Genomic DNA, 19,017 nt, shown 5'->3' with positions numbered 1-19,017 from the left:
CCACGCCTTGGATGAGAACCGGGCCACCCCTATAATCGGCCTATGCTTTTGGATTCCTGCACAGAATTGAAGAGATGACCGCTCCGATCGCCATCATCATGGGAAGCCAGTCCGACTGGGAGACCATGCGTCATGCTGCCGAGACCCTGGCTGCGCTGGGTGTTGCCTGCGAAACGCGCATCGTGTCGGCCCACCGCACCCCGGATCGGCTCTATGCCTTTGCCAAGGGTGCCAAGGCGGCCGGCCACAAGGTGATCATTGCCGGCGCCGGCGGCGCCGCGCATCTGCCGGGCATGACTGCCGCGCTGACCGAGCTTCCGGTGTTCGGGGTTCCCGTCGAATCGAAGGCGCTGTCCGGGGTCGATTCGCTGTATTCGATCGTGCAGATGCCGGCCGGCATCCCGGTCGGGACGCTCGCGATCGGCAAGGCGGGCGCGATCAATGCCGCGCTGCTGGCGGCGAGCGTGCTCGCGCTCAACGATCCCGCTTTGGCGGGCCGCCTCACGGCCTGGCGCAAGCAGCAGACCGATGCGGTCAAGGACCAGCCGGAGGGCACGGCGTGACGGCTTCGAACCTCGTGAAGCTGAAGCCGGGCGACACCATCGGAATCCTCGGCGGCGGACAATTGGGCCGGATGCTGGCGATGGCGGCGGCGCGCCTCGGGCTGCGCTGCCAGGTGTTTTCACCCGATCCGGATTCGCCGGCCTTCGACGTGGTGCAGCACGCGACCTGTGCGGAATATGCCGACGTCGAGGCGCTCGAACTGTTCGCCAACGACGTCGACGTCGTCACCTATGAATTCGAGAACGTGCCGGCCGCGACCGCGATGGTGCTCGCCGCGCGCCGCCCGGTGCTGCCCGCCTACAAGATCCTCGAGACCACGCAGGACCGCCTGATCGAGAAGGATTTCGTCAGCAAGCTCGGCATCGGCACCGCCGATTACGCCGACGTCTCCTCGGTCGCCACACTGCGCAGCGCGATCGAGCGGATCGGCCTGCCTGCGGTGATCAAGACCCGCCGCTTCGGCTATGACGGCAAGGGCCAGGCCATCATCCGCGCAGGCGACGACCTCGAGCAGGTCTGGGAAGATCTCGGCACCAAGTCGGCCATCCTCGAGGCCTTCGTGCCCTTCGAGCGCGAGATCTCGGTGATCGCGGCCCGCTCGGCGTCCGGCGAAGTCGAGAGCTTCGACGTCACCGAGAACGAGCATCGTGACCACATCCTGAAAATCTCGCGCGCACCGGCCGCGATCCCCGAGGAGCTTGCCGCGCAGGCGCGCGCGATCGCCGAAAAGATCGCCTCGGCGCTCGACTATATCGGCGTGCTCGCGGTTGAAATGTTCGTGGTGCCAGGCAATGGCGCGGCGACCGTGCTGGTCAACGAGATCGCGCCGCGCGTGCACAACTCCGGTCACTGGACGCTCGACGGCGCCTCGATCTCACAGTTCGAGCAGCACATCCGCGCGATCGCCGGCTGGCCGCTGGGCAAGCCGGTGCGCCACGGCGAGGTCACCATGACCAACCTGATCGGCGACGACATCCTGAGCTATGAGACGTGGCTCACCGTTCCCGGCGCCACCGTGCATCTGTACGGCAAGGGCACGCCGCGCCCCGGCCGCAAGATGGGCCACGTCACCGAAGTGACGCCGGCCCGCAAGCGATAGACCCGCGCAGGCGGCCGCGGCCGCCCTCGACCATCGATGCAAACGGGATCGTGACAACCACGATCCGTCAGAGCATCGGTTCTGTTTGAATCAGAACCGATGCTCTGGATTTTTGTTGACGCGTTGTCTTCACGCGAACCGGCGTCCGCTTCGCGCGAAAACGCTCTCGCCGATCACGCCGTCTTGACGCCGGCAACGATGCCGGACGGCTCGTCGCTGAGCCAGCGATAGATCACGCCGCCGAGCGCACCGCCGATCAAGGGCGCAACCCAGAACATCCAGAGCTGCCCCAGCGCCCAGCCGCCGACGAACAGCGCCGGCCCGGTGCTGCGCGCAGGGTTCACCGAGGTGTTGGTAACGGGAATGCTGACGAGATGGATCATCACCAGCGCGAGGCCGATCGCGAGCGGCGCGAAGCCGGCAGGTGCCTTGCCGTGGGTCGATCCCATGATGATGAACAGGAACATCATGGTCATCACCACCTCCATGATGAAGCACACCACCATGCTGTACCCGCCGGGTGAATGCGCGTCATAGCCGTTGGAGGCGAAGCCCTTGCTGACATCGAAACCGGGCGCGCCGCTGGCGATCACATAGAGCAGCCACGCCGCAACGATGGCGCCCACCACTTGCGCGATGATGTAGGGCAGCACCTGACCGCCCGGGAAACGCCCGCCCGCGGCGAGCCCAACCGTGACCGCCGGGTTGAGGTGGCACCCCGAGATATGGCCGATCGCATAGGCCATCGTGACCACGCTCAGCCCGAAGGCCAAGGACACGCCGACCAGCCCGATCCCGACCTGCGGAAAGCCGGCCGCGATGACCGCGCTGCCGCAGCCAGCGAATGTGAGCCAGAACGTACCGATCAGTTCGGCAGCGTATTTCTTCATATCCATGTGGCATCTCCCCTATTTCCAATTGCCCGGGTCGTCCAAACGCCGGGAGCGGCCCCGATCCGGGCGCCAAACCACCCAAATCAGGGCCGCACGGTGGCATTTTCGCCCTATTTCGTGGCTTTACTAGGCCCGAAAGTCACTCGACCGGTGGACATCTGCGCGTTTGTCTGATACATGCGCGCGCCTAGGGTTAAGAGGCAGGCCTTTTGCCGCCCCTTCACCTCGCCAGAATTCCGAACCGATCAATTCAAAAGAGGATGCCGCGTGCAGGTTCTCGTCCGCGATAACAATGTCGACCAAGCCCTGAAGGCGCTGAAGAAGAAGATGCAGCGTGAGGGCATTTTCCGCGAGATGAAGCTCCGCGGTCACTACGAAAAGCCCTCTGAGAAGAAGGCTCGCGAAAAGGCCGAAGCCGTGCGCCGCGCACGCAAGCTGGCGCGCAAGAAGCTGCAGCGTGAAGGCCTGCTGCCGATGAAGCCGAAGCCGGTGTTCGGCGCTGGTCCCGGTGGCGACCGTGGCGGCCGTCCCGGTGGCGCTGGCGCTGGTCGCGGACCGCGCTGAACCGTTTTGCCGATATGGAAGTCTAACAGCGCGGGCCACGGGCCCGCGTTGTCGTTTTGAAGCAAGCCGCGTTCCGGGATACCCATGCAAAACGACCGGCAAGAGCATTTTGCATGATGGCTGATCCGCCACCCCGCCGCATCGCTCCACAACCTGAGCACCGCCGTTGCGCGCCGCACCTCGTCATCATCGCGGTGGTGCTCGGCCTGCCGCTCGGGGGCTGCTCCTTCGACCTCGGTTCATGGGGCTCCTCGGACGACAAGCCGAAGCCGGCTGCCACCGCCGACAAGCCTGCCGCCGACACCATCACGACGCAGGACGTCAACAGTGCCAAGGATCACACCACGCGCGCCCAGGTGCTGGCGCGCTCCGGCAAGCTCGACGAGGCGATGGTGGAGTTCCAACAGGCGCTGGCGGCCGACCCCTACAACATCCAGGCGCTCTACGGCCGCGCCCTGATCTACCAGGGTCGCGGACAGCATCAGCAGGCGATCGACGATTTCACCGCCGCCAGCGGGCTGTCGCCGCAGAAGGCGGAGCCGCTGATCGGCCGCGCCACCAGCTACCTCGCGCTCGACAATGCCAAGCAGGCCGCCTCCGACCTCGACGAGGCAGTACAGGCCGATCCCAACAACGTTGCGGCGTGGAACGCGCGCGGCCAGACCTATGAGCGGCTCGGCGACAAGGCCAAGGCGGCGGCGTCCTACAATCGCGTGCTCGCGCTGCGGCCAAACGACGGCGGCGCGCGCAGCGGACTGGCGCGCACCGGCGGATAATCCGTCAGCTTAATTGAGAAGAACCAGCTCCGGCTTATTTGGGCAGGACGGCGTGGAACATCGACTTCATGCCGGAGAACATGTCGTCGGTCACCGAGCTGCGCTCATTCTTCGGCGCCGGCATGACCGCTTCGGCGTGCAGGTCGAGCGGCGCCTGCAGCACCGGGACCGGGATGTCGGCCGGCGGCGTCAGCCGGTTCGCATCCTGGCCATTGGCGGCGTAGGGCGGACGCGGCTGATCGACATTATCGGTGGACGGGCTCGACACCATGATCGGCGGCGGCAACGGCCGGATCGCCGACGCGGTCGCCGGACGCTGCTGGTCAGGCAGGCGGGCAAGATCGGTGGTGCGCGCAGCGTCCTGGGAGCGCGCGGCCTCCTGCGGACGTTCCTTGCGCAGCCGCTCGATGGCGGCGCGCGCCAGATCGTTGGCGTCGCGGGTTTCCTCCGGCGTCACCGCCGCCTCGACCGGCGCAGCTGAGGTCGCAGGCGGGGCCGGCTGGGGCGCGGGGGCAGCCTTCGCGACCGCCTTGGGCGCCGCCGGATGGTGGCGCGAATCGGCGGGGATGCTGGCCGTATCGGCCGGCGCATCAACCTTTGTATCGGCAGACTTGGTGTCGGCAGATTTGCCGTCGGCCGATTTGGGGTCAGCGGATTTGGGGTCGGCGGGCTTCTCGGTGACGGTGGCCTTCTCGGACGCGGAGCGCTCGATCAGCGTGCGCTCGGACATGCCCTTGGCCTTCACGCCGGCTTCGGGGAGGCTGCTGACCATGGTGGACTTTTCGGCCGGCTTGGCGGCGGCCTTCGGATCTACGGAGGCGGCCACGGCCGCGGCTTCCGGCGCTTGCGGCTTGGCCACGATGTAATGATTAACGATGTACGCCCCGATGATGGTCGCTGCCACCGAGGGTAAGATGTCCATCACGAATTTCTTCAGGTAACTCAGCATGACCTGCCACTCCCCACCCCGTTATTTCATGCTGGAACTTTGAGGCACATTCAGGGATCAACTGCGACGGATCGGTGGCAAACCCCCGTTCCGACGTCACCTTTGGTGTCACTTTGGTTTCAGCGGAGGCGCCCCCTGCGTAGGCCGCATCCGCCTTCTAGATCATCGTGCAGCCGTTAACGGGTTATGAATTTCCACAGCCGGGCCTGCTCGGGGCTGCCATTCTGCGCGCGCAGGGTTACCGCCCGCATCAGGGCTTGAGTTCGACCTCGAGGAACACGATCTCGCTGGCCGTCTCGTTCAGCACGTCGTGCTGGACCCCGGCCTTGCGGAAATAGGACTTGCCGGCGCCGAGCTGTGCCTTCGAGCGCTCGCCGTTCGGCGCCACGATCGTCATCTCGCCCGCCGTGATCGGGACGATGACGTAGTCCATCTCATGGGTGTGGTGGCCGGTGGCGCTGCCGGGCGCGAGCCGCCATTCGGTCACGCGGACCTCCGCGGTATCCACCTGCACATCCGATTTGGCACTGAGCATCGTCACTTTCTCCAAGTTTCTTGTTTGAGCCGATCGCGCCTAAGGCACGAAAACCATGAACACGAACACGGCGAACACCACCATGTGAACCAGCCCGAACAGGATGTTGGTGCGGCCGGTTCCGAAGGTGAGCATGCTGACCATGAAGGTGAGCAGCAGGATCAGCATATGCTGGTTGCTGAGCCCGAGCACCAGTTCCTTGTCGAGCACATGGGCGGCAAGGGCCACGGCGGGAACCGTGAGCCCGATGGTAGCGATCGAGGAGCCGAGCGCGAGGTTGATGCTCTTCTGCAGGTCGTTCTTGCGCGCTGCGGACACCGCCGCAACGCTCTCCGGCAGCAGGATCAGCGCCGCCACCACCAGACCGGCGAAGGCCGGCGGCGCGCCGATCTTGACGGTGACGACATCGACCACCAGCGAGAATTTCTTGGCCAGCAGCACCACGGCGAGCAGCGAGACCAGCAGCAGGACGACGCTGATCGCCGTCTCGCGGTCCGACATCACCTCGCCATGTGCCGCCGCCTCGTTGGCGCCGCTGACGAAGTAATCGCGGTGGCGGATGGTCTGGGTGTAGAGGAATACCGCATAGAGCAGCAGGGTCACGACGCTGATCACGGCGAGCTGGGCCGTGGAGTAGATCGGGCCCGGCGCGGTGAGCGTGAAATTCGGCATGTCGAGCGTGATGGTCGCGAGCACGAACAGCACGCTGAGGTAAAGGTTGGCGCCGGTGATCTGGAAATCCTGCTCGCGGTAGCGGATGCCGCCGATGAAGATGCAGAGCCCGACCAGGCCGTTGCAGACGATCATCACCACCGCAAACACGGTGTCGCGCGCCAGCGTCGGCGCCGGCGTGTCACCCAGCATGATGGTCGAGATCAGCGCCACCTCGATGATCGTCACCGCGAGCGTCAGCAGCAGCGTGCCGAACGGCTCGCCGATCCGCTCGGCGATCATCTCGGCATGGTGCACGGCCGCAAACACGGTGCCGAACAGAATCACCAGCAGCACGGCGGCGAACACCCAGCCCGCGGCCGACGGCGCGAAGCTGTAGCCGGTGGCCGAGACCGCGGCAAACAACAGCACCGCCAGAACGGGATACAGCCAGGCCGACCGTGGCATCGGTCCGTGTGCGCTCATCGCGGGGGTCCCCTCACTTCGATGGCATGATTATGCGACAGACAATCGCCGCCGTCAGCCTCTTGCGGCGTCGATAAACCGCCTCGCGATGGTCATCGCGCCGAAATCGTCGAGATCGTCGTGCCCGCCGCCGGGCAGACGCACGAATTGCTTGGGCTCATGGGCAAGGCCGAACAGCCGCTCGCCGAATCGGATCGGGATCACTGGATCGTTGGTGCCGTGCATGATCAGGAGCGGCGCCGTGACGCCGGCGATTCGCCGGTCGGAATGGAATTGATCCCGCATCAGCAGGCTGACCGGCACGTACCAGAAATGCGCGCCGGCAACGTCGGCCGTCGACGTATAGGGCGCCTCCAGGATCAGCCTGCCGACCGGATGTTCCGCGGCGAGCGCGACCGCGACGCCGGTGCCGAGCGAGAATCCCCAGGCCACGATCTGCCCGGCGCGGTAGCGCGCGGTGGTGAACGCGTAAGCGGCCGCGGCGTCCTGCAGCAGCCCCTGCTCGCTCGGAGATCCGCTCGAGCCGGCGTAGCCGCGGTAGGACAGCGCCACCAGCCCGGTGCCGTCGGCCGTGATGGCCTTGAAGCGCGCCACGCGGCCGGCCAGGAAATCGCCATTGCCGGGAAAGAACAGCACGACCGGCCGGCCAGGCTTCGCCGGCACGTGCCAGACGATGACCTTTTCGCCGTCAGCGGTGGTCAGCACATGCTCTTCGGCTTCGGGAAAGCCTGCGGCTGCGGGCGCGGTCCGGCCGACCGGCGGGATCGGAAACAGCAGCTCGCGCTGCTTGACGTAGAGCGCCACCAGCCCGCCGAGATAGACCACCATCGCGGCGATCACGAGCCATTTCAGGATTGCGAATGCCAGCGCCATCACCAATGGCCGCAGCTATCGCTTGCCGCGGAGCTTCCGCCGTCTCTCGACGTCCACCATGATGCTGTCGGGGACCCGCCGGCACGCACACGCCGCCGCATGCGCGACGTGCCACTTGATACGCTGCTCGCGCGTGGCGAGGAGCGGCATGCGATGCGCGCGATGCCACTCCCGGTTCAGGGCCACCCGCGTCAGGCCATCGCCTTGACGATGTTCTCGGTGACCTTCTTGGCGTCGCCGAGCAGCATCATCGTGTTGTCGCGGTAGAATAGCGGGTTGTCGATGCCGGCATAGCCCGAGGCCAGCGAGCGCTTGATGAACATCACGGTGCCGGCCTTCCAGACCTGCAGCACCGGCATGCCGTAGATCGGCGAGGTCTTGTCCTCTTCCGCGGCCGGGTTGGTGACGTCGTTGGCGCCGATCACGAAGGCGATGTCGGCCTGGGCGAACTCGGAGTTGATGTCCTCGAGCTCGAACACCTCGTCATAGGGCACGTTGGCTTCGGCCAGCAGCACGTTCATGTGGCCGGGCATGCGGCCCGCCACCGGGTGAATGGCGTATTTCACCTCGACGCCTTCCTTCTTCAGGAGGTCGCCCATTTCGCGCAGCGCGTGCTGGGCCTGCGCCACCGCCATGCCGTAGCCGGGGACGATGATGACCTTGGAGGCGTTCTTCATGATGAAGGCGGCATCGTCAGCCGAGCCGAGCTTGGCGGGCTTCTGCTCGCCCGAGCCGCCGCCGGCCGCCGCGGTCTCGCCGCCGAAGCCGCCTAAGATCACCGAGATGAACGAGCGGTTCATCGCGTGGCACATGATGTAGGACAGGATCGCACCCGACGAGCCGACCAGCGCGCCGGTGATGATCAGCGCCGAGTTGCCGAGCGTGAAGCCGATGCCGGCCGCAGCCCAGCCGGAGTACGAGTTCAGCATCGAGATCACGACCGGCATGTCGGCGCCGCCGATCGGGATGATCATCAACACGCCGAGCGCCAGCGCCAGGATCGTGATCATCCAGAAGTCGAACGCGCTACCCGACAGCACGAGGCCGACGATGAAGAACACCAGCGCCAGCGCCAGCACGATGTTGATGACGTGGCGGAACGGCAGGATGATCGGTGCGCCGCTCATGCGGGCCGATAGCTTCAGGAACGCGATCACCGAGCCGGTGAAGGTCAAGGCGCCGATCGCGACGCCGAGCGACATCTCCACCAGGCTCTGCGGATGGATGTTGCCTGGCGTGCCGATGTCGAACGCCTCGGGCGCATAGAACGCGCCGGCGGCGACCAGCACCGCGGCCATGCCGACCAGCGAGTGGAACGCGGCGACGAGCTCCGGCATCGAGGTCATCGGCACCCGGCGCGCGATCACGGCGCCGATGCCGCCGCCGATCGCGACCGCGAGAATGACCAGCAGCCAGGCCACGCCGTCGGCCGGCGGATGGCTCGCCAGCGTGGTGCCGACCGCGATCGCCATGCCGATCATGCCGAACATGTTGCCCTGGCGCGACGACGCCGGGCTCGACAGGCCGCGCAGCGCCAGGATGAACAGCACGCCGGCAACCAGGTAGAATACTGCAGACAGATTGGCGCTCATCTCAGGTCCCCCAAATTCTTACATCACCCCGAGGTGGTGCCGATTACTTGGCTTTCTTCTTGTACATCGCCAGCATGCGCTGGGTGACCAGGAAGCCGCCGAAGATGTTCACGCAGGCGAAGATCAGCGCGATGAAGCCGAAGCCCCGCGCCCAGCCCGAGCCGCTCGACACCATGCCGACCCCGACCGCGAGCAGCGCGCCGACCACGATCACCGAGGAGATCGCGTTGGTCACGCTCATCAGCGGCGTGTGCAGCGCGGGGGTCACCGACCACACCACGAAATAGCCGACGAACACGGCGAGAACGAAGATCGACAGCCGGAACACGAACGGATCAACGGCCTGCGCGAGATGCTCCATGGCTTCTCTCCTTACTTCGGCTGGAAGTTGGGATGGATGACGGCGCCGTCCCTGGTCAGCGCGGTGGCCTTGACCAGCTCGTCGTCCCAATTGACCGCGAGCGCCTTGTTGGCCTTGTCGACCATCGTCTCGATGAACGAGAACAGGTTGCGCGCATACAGGCTCGAGGCCGAAGCGGCGACGCGGCCGGCGACATTGGTGTAGCCGACGATCTTGATGCCGTCGGTCTCGACGACCTCACCGGGCCTCGCGCCCTCGACATTGCCGCCACGCTCGACCGCGAGGTCGACCAGCACCGAGCCCGGCTTCATCGACTTCACCATCTCGCCGGAGACGAGCTTCGGCGCCGGACGGCCGGGGATCAGCGCGGTGGTGATCACGATGTCCTGCTTCTTGATGTGCTCGGCGGTCAACGCGGCCTGCTTGGCCTGGTACTCCTTGGACATTTCCTTGGCGTAACCGCCGGCGGTCTGCGCGTTCTTGAACTCCTCGTCCTCGACGGCGAGGAATTTTGCCCCGAGCGATTCGACCTGCTCCTTGGTGGCCGGGCGCACGTCGGTCGCAGTCACGATGGCCCCTAACCGCCGCGCGGTCGCGATCGCCTGCAGGCCGGCGACGCCGACCCCCATCACGAACACCTTGGCGGCGGGCACGGTGCCGGCCGCGGTCATCATCATCGGGAAGGCGCGGCCGAAGGCTTCGGCGCCCTCGATCACGGCCCGGTAGCCGGCCAAATTGGCCTGCGAGGACAGCACGTCCATCACCTGGGCGCGGGTGATGCGCGGCATCAGCTCCATCGCAAACGCCGACACCCCGGCATCGGCCATCGCCTTCAGCGCGGCCTCGTTGCCATAGGGGTCCATGATCGCAACCACCAGCGCGCCGCGCTTGTATTGCGACAGTTCGGAGGCCTCGGGCCGCTTCACCTTGATGATGATGTCGGCGTCCTTGAGCGCGTCGGCACTGACGGTGGCGCCCGCTGCGGTGAGCTCCGAATCGGGCAAGCCCGATTTGACACCCGCACCCGGCTCAACCGCGACCTCGGCGCCCAGCGCCTTGAACTTCTTGATGGTATCGGGCGAGACCGCAACCCGCGGCTCGGACGCATCGATTTCCTTGGCAACGGCGATCTTCATGGGCCCTCCGGCGGCGCAAGCGGCGCACGCGTCTTCAAACTAGCGTTATTTTCGCCAGATTTGATACCCGGTTTTTACATCCGGGTTCGACAGGAATTCCGGCATCGCCGCGGGACGGCGACGCCGCTAGCTGATCTCAAGGATCAGACCAGGAAATAGGCCATCAAGGCGAGGAGGATGGCGATGCTGATGGTGCCGTATTTGACCAGCACGAGAAACCCTTCATAGGTCTGCTCATGCGCCACGTAGTCGTTGCCGTCGGCGGTCGTATAGGCCACTTCGCTATGGTCTGCCATCGCTGTCCCCAGTCAGAAATTCGCGTTCTGCGAGCCATTACCGCAAACGGGTTGACAGGGCAACGGCGTGGTCCCGATCGGGCGATTTGAAGCACAAATCGTCCCCGATCCAGACCATCGAGCGGCGGCCCCGGGCGGAATTGCTCCCAAACGCAGCGATCATGGAACGATCATGCCGCCAGGCGCAAAAAGCCCCTGGCGCGGAAGGCCGACGGGCGTCAGCCCATCGTCTCCAGCTCGTCGATCATGCCGGCGATCACGGACAGGCCGCCGTCCCAGAATTTCGGGTCCTTGGCGTCGAGCCCGAACGGCCGCAGCAGCTCGGAGTAGTGCTTGGTGCCGCCGGCGGCGAGCATGTCGAGATAGCGTTCGGCGAAGCCTTCGGAGGCGTGCTCGTAGACCGCATAGAGCGAGTTCACCAGGCAGTCGCCGAATGCATAGGCGTAGACGTAGAACGGCGAGTGGATGAAGTGCGGGATGTACATCCAGAACGTCTCGTAGCCCGGCTTGATCTCGATCGCCGGCCCGAGGCTCTCGCCCTGCACGCTGAGCCACAGCTCGCCGATCCGCTCGGCGGTGAGCTCGCCGTTCTTGCGCTCGGTATGAACCGCGCGCTCGAACGAATAGAACGCGACCTGCCGCACCACGGTGTTGATCATGTCCTCGACCTTGCCCGCGAGCAGCGCCTGGCGCTGTTTCGCGTTCCTGGTCTGCGACAACAGCCGCTTGAAGGTCAGCATCTCGCCGAACACGCTCGCGGTCTCCGCCAGGGTCAGCGGCGTCGGCGCCATCAGCGCGCCGTTCTTCGCCGCCAGCACCTGATGGACGCCATGGCCGAGCTCATGCGCCAGCGTCATCACGTCGCGCGGCTTGCCCTGGTAATTCATCAGCACATAGGGATGCGCCGACGGCGTGGTCGGATGCGAGAACGCACCGGGCGCCTTGCCGGGACGGACCGGCGCGTCGATCCAGCGATCGTCGAAGAAGCGCCCGGCGATCTCGGCCATTTTCGGCGAGAAGCCGTTATAGGCCGACAGCACCATGTTGCGCGCCTCCGGCCAGGCGATGGTGCCGGTCGCCGCGAACGGCAGCGGCGCGTTGCGGTCCCAATGCGGCAGCTTCCTCTTTTTGAACCAGCCGGCCTTCAGCGCATAATAGCGATGCGACAGCTTCGGATAGGCCGCGCGCACCGAGGCGACCAGCGCATCGACCACCTCGCGCTCGACGCGGTTGTTGAGATGGCGGGAGTCCGCGACATCCTGGAAGCCGCGCCAGCGGTCGGAGATTTCCTTGTCCTTGGCGAGCGTGTTGGTGATCAGCGCGAAGGTGCGTTCATTGTCCTTGAAGGTCTTGGCCAGCGCCTGCGCCGCAGCCTTGCGCTTGTCGCCGGCCTTGTCCTGCAGCAGGTTCAGCGTCGGCTCGATCGCGAGCTCCTTGCCCGAGATCTTGAAGCGCAGGCCGGAGATGGTCTGGTCGAACAGCCGGTTCCAGGCCGCGTAGCCGCTCTGCGCCTTTTCGTGGAACAGCTGCTCGACGCGATCCTCGAGCTGGTATGGCTTGTCCTTGCGCAGATCCTCGATCCACGGCCGGTAATGGCCGAGCTCGGGCTCGGCCATCGCACGCTCGATCACATCATCGTCAACCCGATTGAGCTCGAGCGAGAAGAACAGCAGATGCACCGACGCGGCGGTCAGCCGCTCCGACACATCGCCGTAGAATTTCGAGATCGCGGGATCGACGCTGTCGCCGGCATGGACGAGGCCGGCATAAGAGCCGAGGCGGCCGGCCAGATCGTCGATCGCTTCATAGCGTCGGATGGCCTCGGCCAGCCACTTTCCGCCGCCCGCCTTGCCGGTATTTTCGGCAAGCTTGCCCTTGTAGTCGGTCTCAAACGCGACGCAATCTGCATCCATTTTCTGCAAGTCGCGTGCGACTTCCGGCGCGTCGATACCGGAGTAGAGATCTGCCAGATTCCATTCCGGAAGCTTGCCGGTCTTGCTGGCTGGCTTTTTCGCCGCCGGACCGGCCGCAGCCGGTTTGCGTTGCGCGGCCGTCTTGCGCAGTGCGGCTTCCTTGCGGAGGGCGGCCTTGCTGAGAGCAGACTTGTTGGGTGCGGATTTGGAGCGCGAGGTCATCTTGTTCGAAACCTTACTTCAGTCGGAACGATGTCGGCGGCGGCGGCGGAATAAGACCCGATTTGCAACGTTTAAGAGTGCGTTAATCGGCATCGGCGACATTGCCCCGATTCGAGACAAATAATCGTAGCGTGCGGGGAAAACCATGGCTGCCACCATTTTGATCGCCGATGATGACGCAGTACAGCGTCGTTTGGTTGAAAACATGGTGCAGAAGTGCGGCTATGAGCCCCTCGTCGTGGACAGTGGCGACGCGGCGATAGCGGCCCTGACCGCATCCGAGACGCAGGCGATCGACGCCGTCGTGCTCGACCTCGTGATGCCGGGCCTCGACGGTCTTGGAGTCCTCGCAAAAATTCGTGAAGCTGGTTTGAACGTCCCGGTCATCGTGCAGACCGCGCATGGCGGCATCGACAATGTGGTGTCGGCGATGCGGGCCGGCGCCCAGGATTTCGTCGTCAAGCCGGTCGGCTTCGAGCGGCTGCAGGTGTCGCTGCGCAACGCCCTGAACGCATCGGCGCTGAAGGGCGAATTGCAGCGGATCCGCCACAGCCGCGAAGGCCGGCTGACTTTCTCCGACATCATCACCCGCAGCGAGGCCATGGCCGGGGTGCTGCGCACCGCGCAGAAAGCCGCATCCTCGACGATTCCGGTGCTGATCGAGGGCGAGTCCGGTGTCGGCAAGGAACTGTTCGCACGCGCCATCCACGGCAGCAGCGAGCGCAAGGCCAAGCCGTTCGTGGCGGTGAACTGCGGCGCGATCCCGGACAATCTCGTCGAATCGATCCTGTTCGGCCATGAGAAGGGCGCCTTCACCGGCGCCACCGAGCGCCACCAGGGCAAGTTCGTGGAGGCCCATGGCGGCACCCTGTTCCTCGACGAGGTCGGCGAATTGCCGCTCGCCACGCAGGTGAAGCTGCTGCGCGCGCTGCAGGAAGGCACCGTCGAGGCGGTCGGCGGCCGCAAGCCGGTCAAGGTCGATGTCCGGATCATCTCCGCGACCAACCGCAAGCTGCTCGATCTCGTGAAGGCCGGCCAGTTCCGCGAGGACCTGTTCTATCGCCTGCACGTGCTGCCGCTGACCATTCCGGCGCTCCGGCAGCGCCGTGAGGACATTCCGCATCTGCTGCGGCATTTCCTGGCGCGGTTCTGCGCCGAGGAGAACCGCAACATCACCGGCATCAGCGGCGACGCGATGGCGCATCTTTCGCAGCTCGATTGGCCGGGCAACATCCGCCAGCTCGAGAACACGGTGTATCGCGCCGTGGTCATGAGCGACAGCGACCAGCTCACCCTGGCCGACTTCCCGCAGGGGGCATCGCAGCCGGTGCCGGACGGCAAATCCTTGCAGGGCGAGCCGCTGGTGGTGTCGCCCTCCACGGCACCTGCCATGATCTCCGGTAATGAAATACCGGTAACGACCACACTGCCCAACGCGGGCGGGCTCTCGATGCTCAATGCCGCCGGCGAGGTCCGGCCGCTAGAAGATCTCGAGAACGAGATCATCCGCTTCGCGATTTCGCATTACCGCGGCCAGATGTCGGAGGTCGCGCGGCGCCTCAAGATCGGCCGCTCGACGCTCTACCGCAAGCTCGACGAAGCCGCGGCCGGCACGCGCACCAGCGACGCCACGTAAGACCTGAGGCCGACACGGCCATACCAGGGAACCTTTTGAACCGTGTCGTGGCGGTGACAGACAAAGGCTGTGCCGCGTGGCAAAAACGCACAGCCCGAGCGAAATCAGCTGCTTCGAGGTCAGTTTGTCGTGAGTTGCCCCGCATGGCGCTGGCTGCATAAGAGGGGCAAATGTATCGTCTGCGTTAATTGCGCGCAGACGTGCGAGTCGATCGAGAGGCCGGCGCTTTCGCGCAAGCTACGAAACCGAATTCCGATTTGAACTGTTCCAGATTGTGATGGGGCAGTTCCACCCAGGGGGTGTGAAAATGCGTGACTGCTCGAACAACCGTCGAGGATTTGACCGCGTACTGATGGCCGTCGCGGCGACCTTCCTCACGGTGTCCGCGACCTCGGCCTTCGCGCAGGACACGCCTCGTTCCAGCGCTTCGGAACTCGCAATCGACGCCGCGATCCCGCGCCCCGAACCGGCCAACGTGCCGCCACCCACCGCAAGCGATTTCAAGGCCGACACCACGGCCGCCCTGCCCGACACAGCCAAGCCGGCCGACGTGAAGCCGACCGGCATGCAGGCCACCGAGGCGAAGCCTGTTGAGGCAAAGCCGGCCGAGCCGAGTGCGACGGCAAAGGCGGTCGAGCCGAAGCCCGCCGACGTCGTCACGGCGCCGGCGACGCAGCCCGCCGATGCGCCCAAGACCGATACCGCGAAGATCGATACCGCGAAGACCGATGCATCGAAGATCGATGCACCGAAGACCGACACCGCGGTCGCGCCGCCCGCGGCAGCGCCCGCGACGGCGGCTGCTCCAGCTGCCGAGCCTGCAAAGGCCGCAAGCAATGTCGCCGCCGAGGATCAGCCGGTCGCCGACAAGCTCCGCGAGCTGCTCGCCAGCAAGTCGCTGCGCACCTTCGATCGCAAGAACGAGCGCCCCGCCGCCGAGAAGTTTTACTCGGCGCGCGACTACGCGCCGGTCTTCACCAAGGCCGGCAAGCTGACCGAGACCGGTAAGGGCGTCATCGCCCGCCTGAAGGATGCCGCCGCCGACGGCCTCGATGCATCAGACTATCCGGTGCCGGATTTCGCTGCTGCGACGACGCCCGATGCGTTGGCCGACGCCGAGTTGAAGCTCGCGGCCAGCATGCTGGACTATGCGCGCCAGGCCCAGAGCGGCCGCATGCACTGGTCGCAGGTGTCGGCGGACATCCTCTATCCGGAGCACCCGATCGATCCGGCCGAGGTGTTCGCCAATGTGACCTCCGCCAAGGACGCTTCCGCCGCGCTCGACGGCTACAACCCGCCGCAGAAGCTCTACAAGGAGCTGAAGAAAAAGCTCGCCGAGCTGCGCGGCCAGGGCGACGGCCCGATCATCACGATCGCGGACGGCCCGGCGCTGAAATACCTGCCGGCGCGCAAGAAGCAGGCCGCGGTCGAGATGGACGATCCGCGGGTGCCGGACCTGCGCAACAAGCTCGGCATCACCGAGGATGCCGGCAGCACCAAGTATGACGCAACGGTCGCGCGCGCGGTGGAGAGATTCCAGAGCAGCGTCGACCTCAAGGCGACCGGCGTGCTCGACGAGCGCACCGTGAAGGCGCTGAACAATCCGAAGCGCGACCGCCAGATCGACACCGTGCTCGTCAACATGGAGCGCTGGCGCTGGCTGCCGCGGCAGCTCGGCGCCGCCAGTGTCGGCAATGCCTATGTGATCCTCAACATCCCCGACTACACGCTGAAGGTGATGCAGAACGGCGCGCAGGTCTGGACCACGCGCGTCGTCACCGGCAAGCCCGGCCAGCACGCCACGCCGCTTCTGACCGAGACGATGAAGTACATCACGGTCAATCCGACCTGGAACGTGCCGCCGTCGATCATCTACAACGAGTATCTGCCGGCCCTGCAGCAGGATCCGACGGTGCTGCAGCGCATGGGGCTGAAGCTCGAGCGCAACCGCGACGGCTCGATCCACATCTCGCAGCCGCCGGGTGAAGCCAACGCGCTCGGCCGCATCCGCTTCAACTTCCCGAACAAGTTCCTGGTCTATCAGCACGACACGCCGGACAAGTATCTGTTCGCCAAGGACGAGCGCGCCTTCAGCCACGGCTGCATGCGTGTGCAGAATCCGGATCAGTACGCCTCCGTGCTGCTCAACATCGCCGAGCCGAACCAGCACTACACGCCGGAGCGGATCCGCAGCATGTACGGCTCGAGCGAAGTCGATCTGAAATTCCCGACGCCGATCCCGGTCAACATCACCTACCAGACCGCGTTCGTGGACGATGCCGGCAAGCTGCAGATTCGCAGGGACGTCTACGGCCGCGACGCCGCCATGCTGTCGCTGCTCAAGAACAACCGCGGCAAGGATCTCGAAGCGGTCGTGGCGCACGCCCAGCCGAGCTATTCGCGTCCGCCGAGCAGCAGCCTGCCTCCGGGCGTCAACGTCGCCGGCGACAGCAGCGGTTTTGGCTCGTCCGGACCGAACTTCTTCGAGCGTCTGTTCGGCGGATTCGGCCAGCCGGAGCCGCAGCCGGTTCGCCGCGGCCAGGCCCAGCAGCAGCGCCGGGTGATCACCCGCTAATTCGCGCCGCCGCCCAATTGCGCTAAATTTGAAGCAAAATCAACGATCTCGCTCAAAAAGCGAGATCGTTTACGTTAACCATTTCCGGTCTCGGCCGGGAAGCCGGGCTATCTTTTGCCACACTCCCCCAGTTAGTTAAGCCTAACTTGGGGGCGGGTCGGTAAACCTCGGTTAACCCTCCCGCTTTAAGAAAGCGTTCACCGTCTTCCGCAGGGGGTCTGCGAAGATGCCGACCGAACGCTCGTCGACTGGGTGGGCTCATAGTGCTGGCTGTTTTCGCACGCCGCTACAATCCGCTGTCGCTGCCTAAGGCCGGATACCAAGTCGGCCTGACTGCGCTATTGCTATTGGCGGGTGCCGGATCGGTGCACGATGCGACGGCGCTGAACCAGACCCGTACCCTGTCCTTCCACCATACCCATTCCAACGAAGACCTCACCGTCACCTTCAAGCGCGACGGCCGTTACGACGAAGCCGCGCTGAAGCAGCTCAATCACTTCCTGCGCGACTGGCGCTCCCAGGACGAGACGGTGATGGATCGTCACCTGTTCGACATCCTCTGGGAAGTCTATAGCGACGTCGGCGGCAGGCAGCCGATCCAGATCATCTCCGCCTATCGCGCCCCTGCCACCAACGCCATGCTCCGCCGCCGCTCCTCGGGCGTCGCGCGCCACAGCCAGCACATGCTGGGGCATGCGATGGACTTCTTCATTCCGGGCGTGCCGCTCGAGCAGATCCGCTTCGCGGGCCTGCGCCTGCAGCGCGGCGGCGTCGGCTTCTATCCGACCTCGGGCTCGCCGTTCGTGCATCTCGACACCGGCAGCATTCGCCACTGGCCGCGCATGACCCGCGACCAGCTGGTCAGGGTGTTCCCCGATGGCCGCACCGTTCATGTCCCGACCGACGGCACGCCGCTGAAGGGCTATGAGCTGGCCAAGGCCGACATCGAGCGCCGCGGCACTGGCGACGATGCCGCTGTCATCAGCAAGCCGACGCTGTTCGCGAAACTGTTCGGGGGCGGCAAGTCGGGTGACGATGAGGACGAAGGCGCGGCCAGCGTGAACGACAAGCCCGCCGCCAGCACCGTGGTTGCGGCCGCGGCGCCCGCCAAGCCTTTGGACAGCAAGCCTTCGGATCCAGTTCCGCTGCCGCGCGCCAAGCCGCAATTCGCCGCCGCGATCCAGCTCGCCGCCGCCGACGCGCAGCTCGTCCCGATGCCGAAGGCCAAACCGGCGGTGCAGGTGGTGCAGACCGCCGAGAACACCGACCCGCAATCGCCCGCCGACATCATCAATGCCCGCGGTTTCTGGGGTGACGAGTCGGCGACGCCGAAGCAGGCCTCGGCCGCGCAGATCGCCGCCCTGAAGGCCCGTGAGTCGGTTGGCGGCGCCGATCCGCAGACCACCGGCAGCGCGACCGAAAACTTCAACAAGGCGCTCGCTTATGCGCCCGCCGCATCCTCACCGGTCGATCGCGCCAACATCGTCGCGGCGACTGCGCCGATCCCGCGCAGCGTGCGCCCGATCCGCAATGCGGCGGCACCTAGCACCGAGATCAACACCGTCGTTGCGAAGGGCGCACCTGGCCAGGGCGTGATCACCACGTCGGCGCGGATCTCGGCTGCCAAGGGCAACGATGTCTGGATGCGCGTGGTGATGCTGGCGCCGAGCGCGAGCAGCAGCATGCTGACCACGGTGCTTGGCGACACCGACATGACCATGATGCGGGCTCATTTCGTCAAGCCGCAGGCCGCGGTCGCCATGACCTTCTCGGAAGATCCGATGATGGGCATGACCTGCGACCGCTTCTCGGGCTCGGCGACCGCGCCGCTCACGACCCAGTCCTTCGTGCTGCGCACCGCCTCGCTGCGCTAGCCTCTGCTGACAGCATCGCTTC

General features: G+C 65.6%; 17 protein-coding genes. 7 read left to right on the top strand and 10 right to left on the bottom strand.

The annotated features are described in order from the left end of the window. Positions 1-74 precede the first annotated feature (74 nt). Positions 75-563 (top strand): 5-(carboxyamino)imidazole ribonucleotide mutase, encoded by a 489-nt coding sequence (purE, locus tag BRSPCE3_RS23320; RefSeq protein ID WP_244068616.1) that lies wholly within the window; start codon positions 75-77, stop codon positions 561-563. Further along, on the top strand, positions 560-1,663 hold the full coding sequence (locus BRSPCE3_RS23315; RefSeq protein ID WP_244068615.1) for a 5-(carboxyamino)imidazole ribonucleotide synthase: 1,104 nt from the start codon (positions 560-562) through the stop codon (positions 1,661-1,663). The genes purE and BRSPCE3_RS23315 overlap by 4 nt, the downstream gene beginning before the upstream one ends. 173 nt (positions 1,664-1,836) lie before the next feature. Here the strand turns inward: BRSPCE3_RS23315 and aqpZ are convergent, their stop codons facing one another. After that, entirely contained in the window at positions 1,837-2,559 is a 723-nt protein-coding gene (gene aqpZ, locus BRSPCE3_RS23310; RefSeq protein WP_244068614.1) for an aquaporin Z, read from the bottom strand. 264 nt (positions 2,560-2,823) lie between these two features. Here aqpZ and rpsU point away from each other — a divergent pair, with 264 nt between their 5' ends. Beyond that, positions 2,824-3,120, top strand: coding sequence for a 30S ribosomal protein S21 (rpsU, locus tag BRSPCE3_RS23305; protein WP_021078544.1), 297 nt, complete (start codon positions 2,824-2,826; stop codon positions 3,118-3,120). A gap of 113 nt (positions 3,121-3,233) precedes the next feature. Then, a complete protein-coding gene (locus BRSPCE3_RS23300; protein WP_244068613.1) occupies positions 3,234-3,896 on the top strand; it encodes a tetratricopeptide repeat protein in 663 nt (220 codons plus the stop codon). A gap of 34 nt (positions 3,897-3,930) precedes the next feature. Here BRSPCE3_RS23300 and BRSPCE3_RS23295 read toward each other — a convergent pair whose 3' ends face one another. From BRSPCE3_RS23295 to BRSPCE3_RS23255, 9 genes are all read right to left on the bottom strand, one after another. Next, positions 3,931-4,845, bottom strand: coding sequence for a hypothetical protein (locus BRSPCE3_RS23295; RefSeq protein ID WP_244068612.1), 915 nt, complete (start codon positions 4,843-4,845; stop codon positions 3,931-3,933). Between the two features lie 250 nt (positions 4,846-5,095). Then, the gene (locus BRSPCE3_RS23290) at positions 5,096-5,380 is read right to left on the bottom strand and encodes a cupin domain-containing protein (RefSeq protein WP_028340624.1); all 285 of its coding nucleotides are present in this window, start codon (positions 5,378-5,380) and stop codon (positions 5,096-5,098) included. 39 nt (positions 5,381-5,419) lie between these two features. After that, a complete protein-coding gene (locus BRSPCE3_RS23285) occupies positions 5,420-6,517 on the bottom strand; it encodes a calcium:proton antiporter (protein ID WP_244068610.1) in 1,098 nt (365 codons plus the stop codon). Between the two features lie 54 nt (positions 6,518-6,571). Next, on the bottom strand, positions 6,572-7,390 hold the full coding sequence (locus BRSPCE3_RS23280) for an alpha/beta hydrolase (RefSeq protein ID WP_244068608.1): 819 nt from the start codon (positions 7,388-7,390) through the stop codon (positions 6,572-6,574). A gap of 191 nt (positions 7,391-7,581) precedes the next feature. Continuing rightward, entirely contained in the window at positions 7,582-8,982 is a 1,401-nt protein-coding gene (locus BRSPCE3_RS23275; RefSeq protein WP_244068606.1) for an NAD(P)(+) transhydrogenase (Re/Si-specific) subunit beta, read from the bottom strand. A gap of 43 nt (positions 8,983-9,025) precedes the next feature. Beyond that, positions 9,026-9,343, bottom strand: a complete 318-nt coding sequence (locus tag BRSPCE3_RS23270; protein WP_050403072.1) for a proton-translocating transhydrogenase family protein — start codon at positions 9,341-9,343, stop codon at positions 9,026-9,028. Positions 9,344-9,354: 11 nt separating this feature from the next. Continuing rightward, positions 9,355-10,479: a Re/Si-specific NAD(P)(+) transhydrogenase subunit alpha gene (locus BRSPCE3_RS23265; RefSeq protein WP_244068604.1), complete on the bottom strand. Its 1,125-nt coding sequence runs from the start codon at positions 10,477-10,479 to the stop codon at positions 9,355-9,357. A gap of 143 nt (positions 10,480-10,622) precedes the next feature. Next, entirely contained in the window at positions 10,623-10,775 is a 153-nt protein-coding gene (locus BRSPCE3_RS23260; RefSeq protein ID WP_244068602.1) for an aa3-type cytochrome c oxidase subunit IV, read from the bottom strand. 218 nt (positions 10,776-10,993) lie between these two features. After that, positions 10,994-12,910, bottom strand: coding sequence for a M3 family oligoendopeptidase (locus BRSPCE3_RS23255; RefSeq protein WP_244068600.1), 1,917 nt, complete (start codon positions 12,908-12,910; stop codon positions 10,994-10,996). Between the two features lie 145 nt (positions 12,911-13,055). On the opposite strand from BRSPCE3_RS23255, the gene BRSPCE3_RS23250 reads away from it, so the two are divergent. The 3 genes from BRSPCE3_RS23250 to BRSPCE3_RS23240 all read left to right on the top strand — a co-directional run bounded on the left by BRSPCE3_RS23250 (position 13,056) and on the right by BRSPCE3_RS23240 (position 18,995). Further along, complete coding sequence (locus BRSPCE3_RS23250; protein ID WP_244068598.1) at positions 13,056-14,546, top strand: sigma-54 dependent transcriptional regulator; 1,491 nt, start codon at positions 13,056-13,058, stop codon at positions 14,544-14,546. Between the two features lie 307 nt (positions 14,547-14,853). Beyond that, positions 14,854-17,121 carry a murein L,D-transpeptidase gene (locus BRSPCE3_RS23245; RefSeq protein ID WP_244068596.1) on the top strand — a complete coding sequence of 756 codons (2,268 nt, stop codon included), beginning with the start codon at positions 14,854-14,856 and terminating at the stop codon, positions 17,119-17,121. A 263-nt stretch (positions 17,122-17,384) separates the two neighbouring features. Continuing rightward, positions 17,385-18,995: a DUF882 domain-containing protein gene (locus BRSPCE3_RS23240; RefSeq protein WP_244068594.1), complete on the top strand. Its 1,611-nt coding sequence runs from the start codon at positions 17,385-17,387 to the stop codon at positions 18,993-18,995. Positions 18,996-19,017 lie beyond the last annotated feature (22 nt).

This window comes from Bradyrhizobium sp. Ce-3 (genome assembly GCF_022835695.1).
Classification (GTDB): Bacteria; Pseudomonadota; Alphaproteobacteria; order Rhizobiales; family Xanthobacteraceae; genus Bradyrhizobium.
The sequence above is the reverse complement of the archived record's forward strand: the minus strand, read 5'-3'. Positions and strand labels throughout refer to the sequence as shown.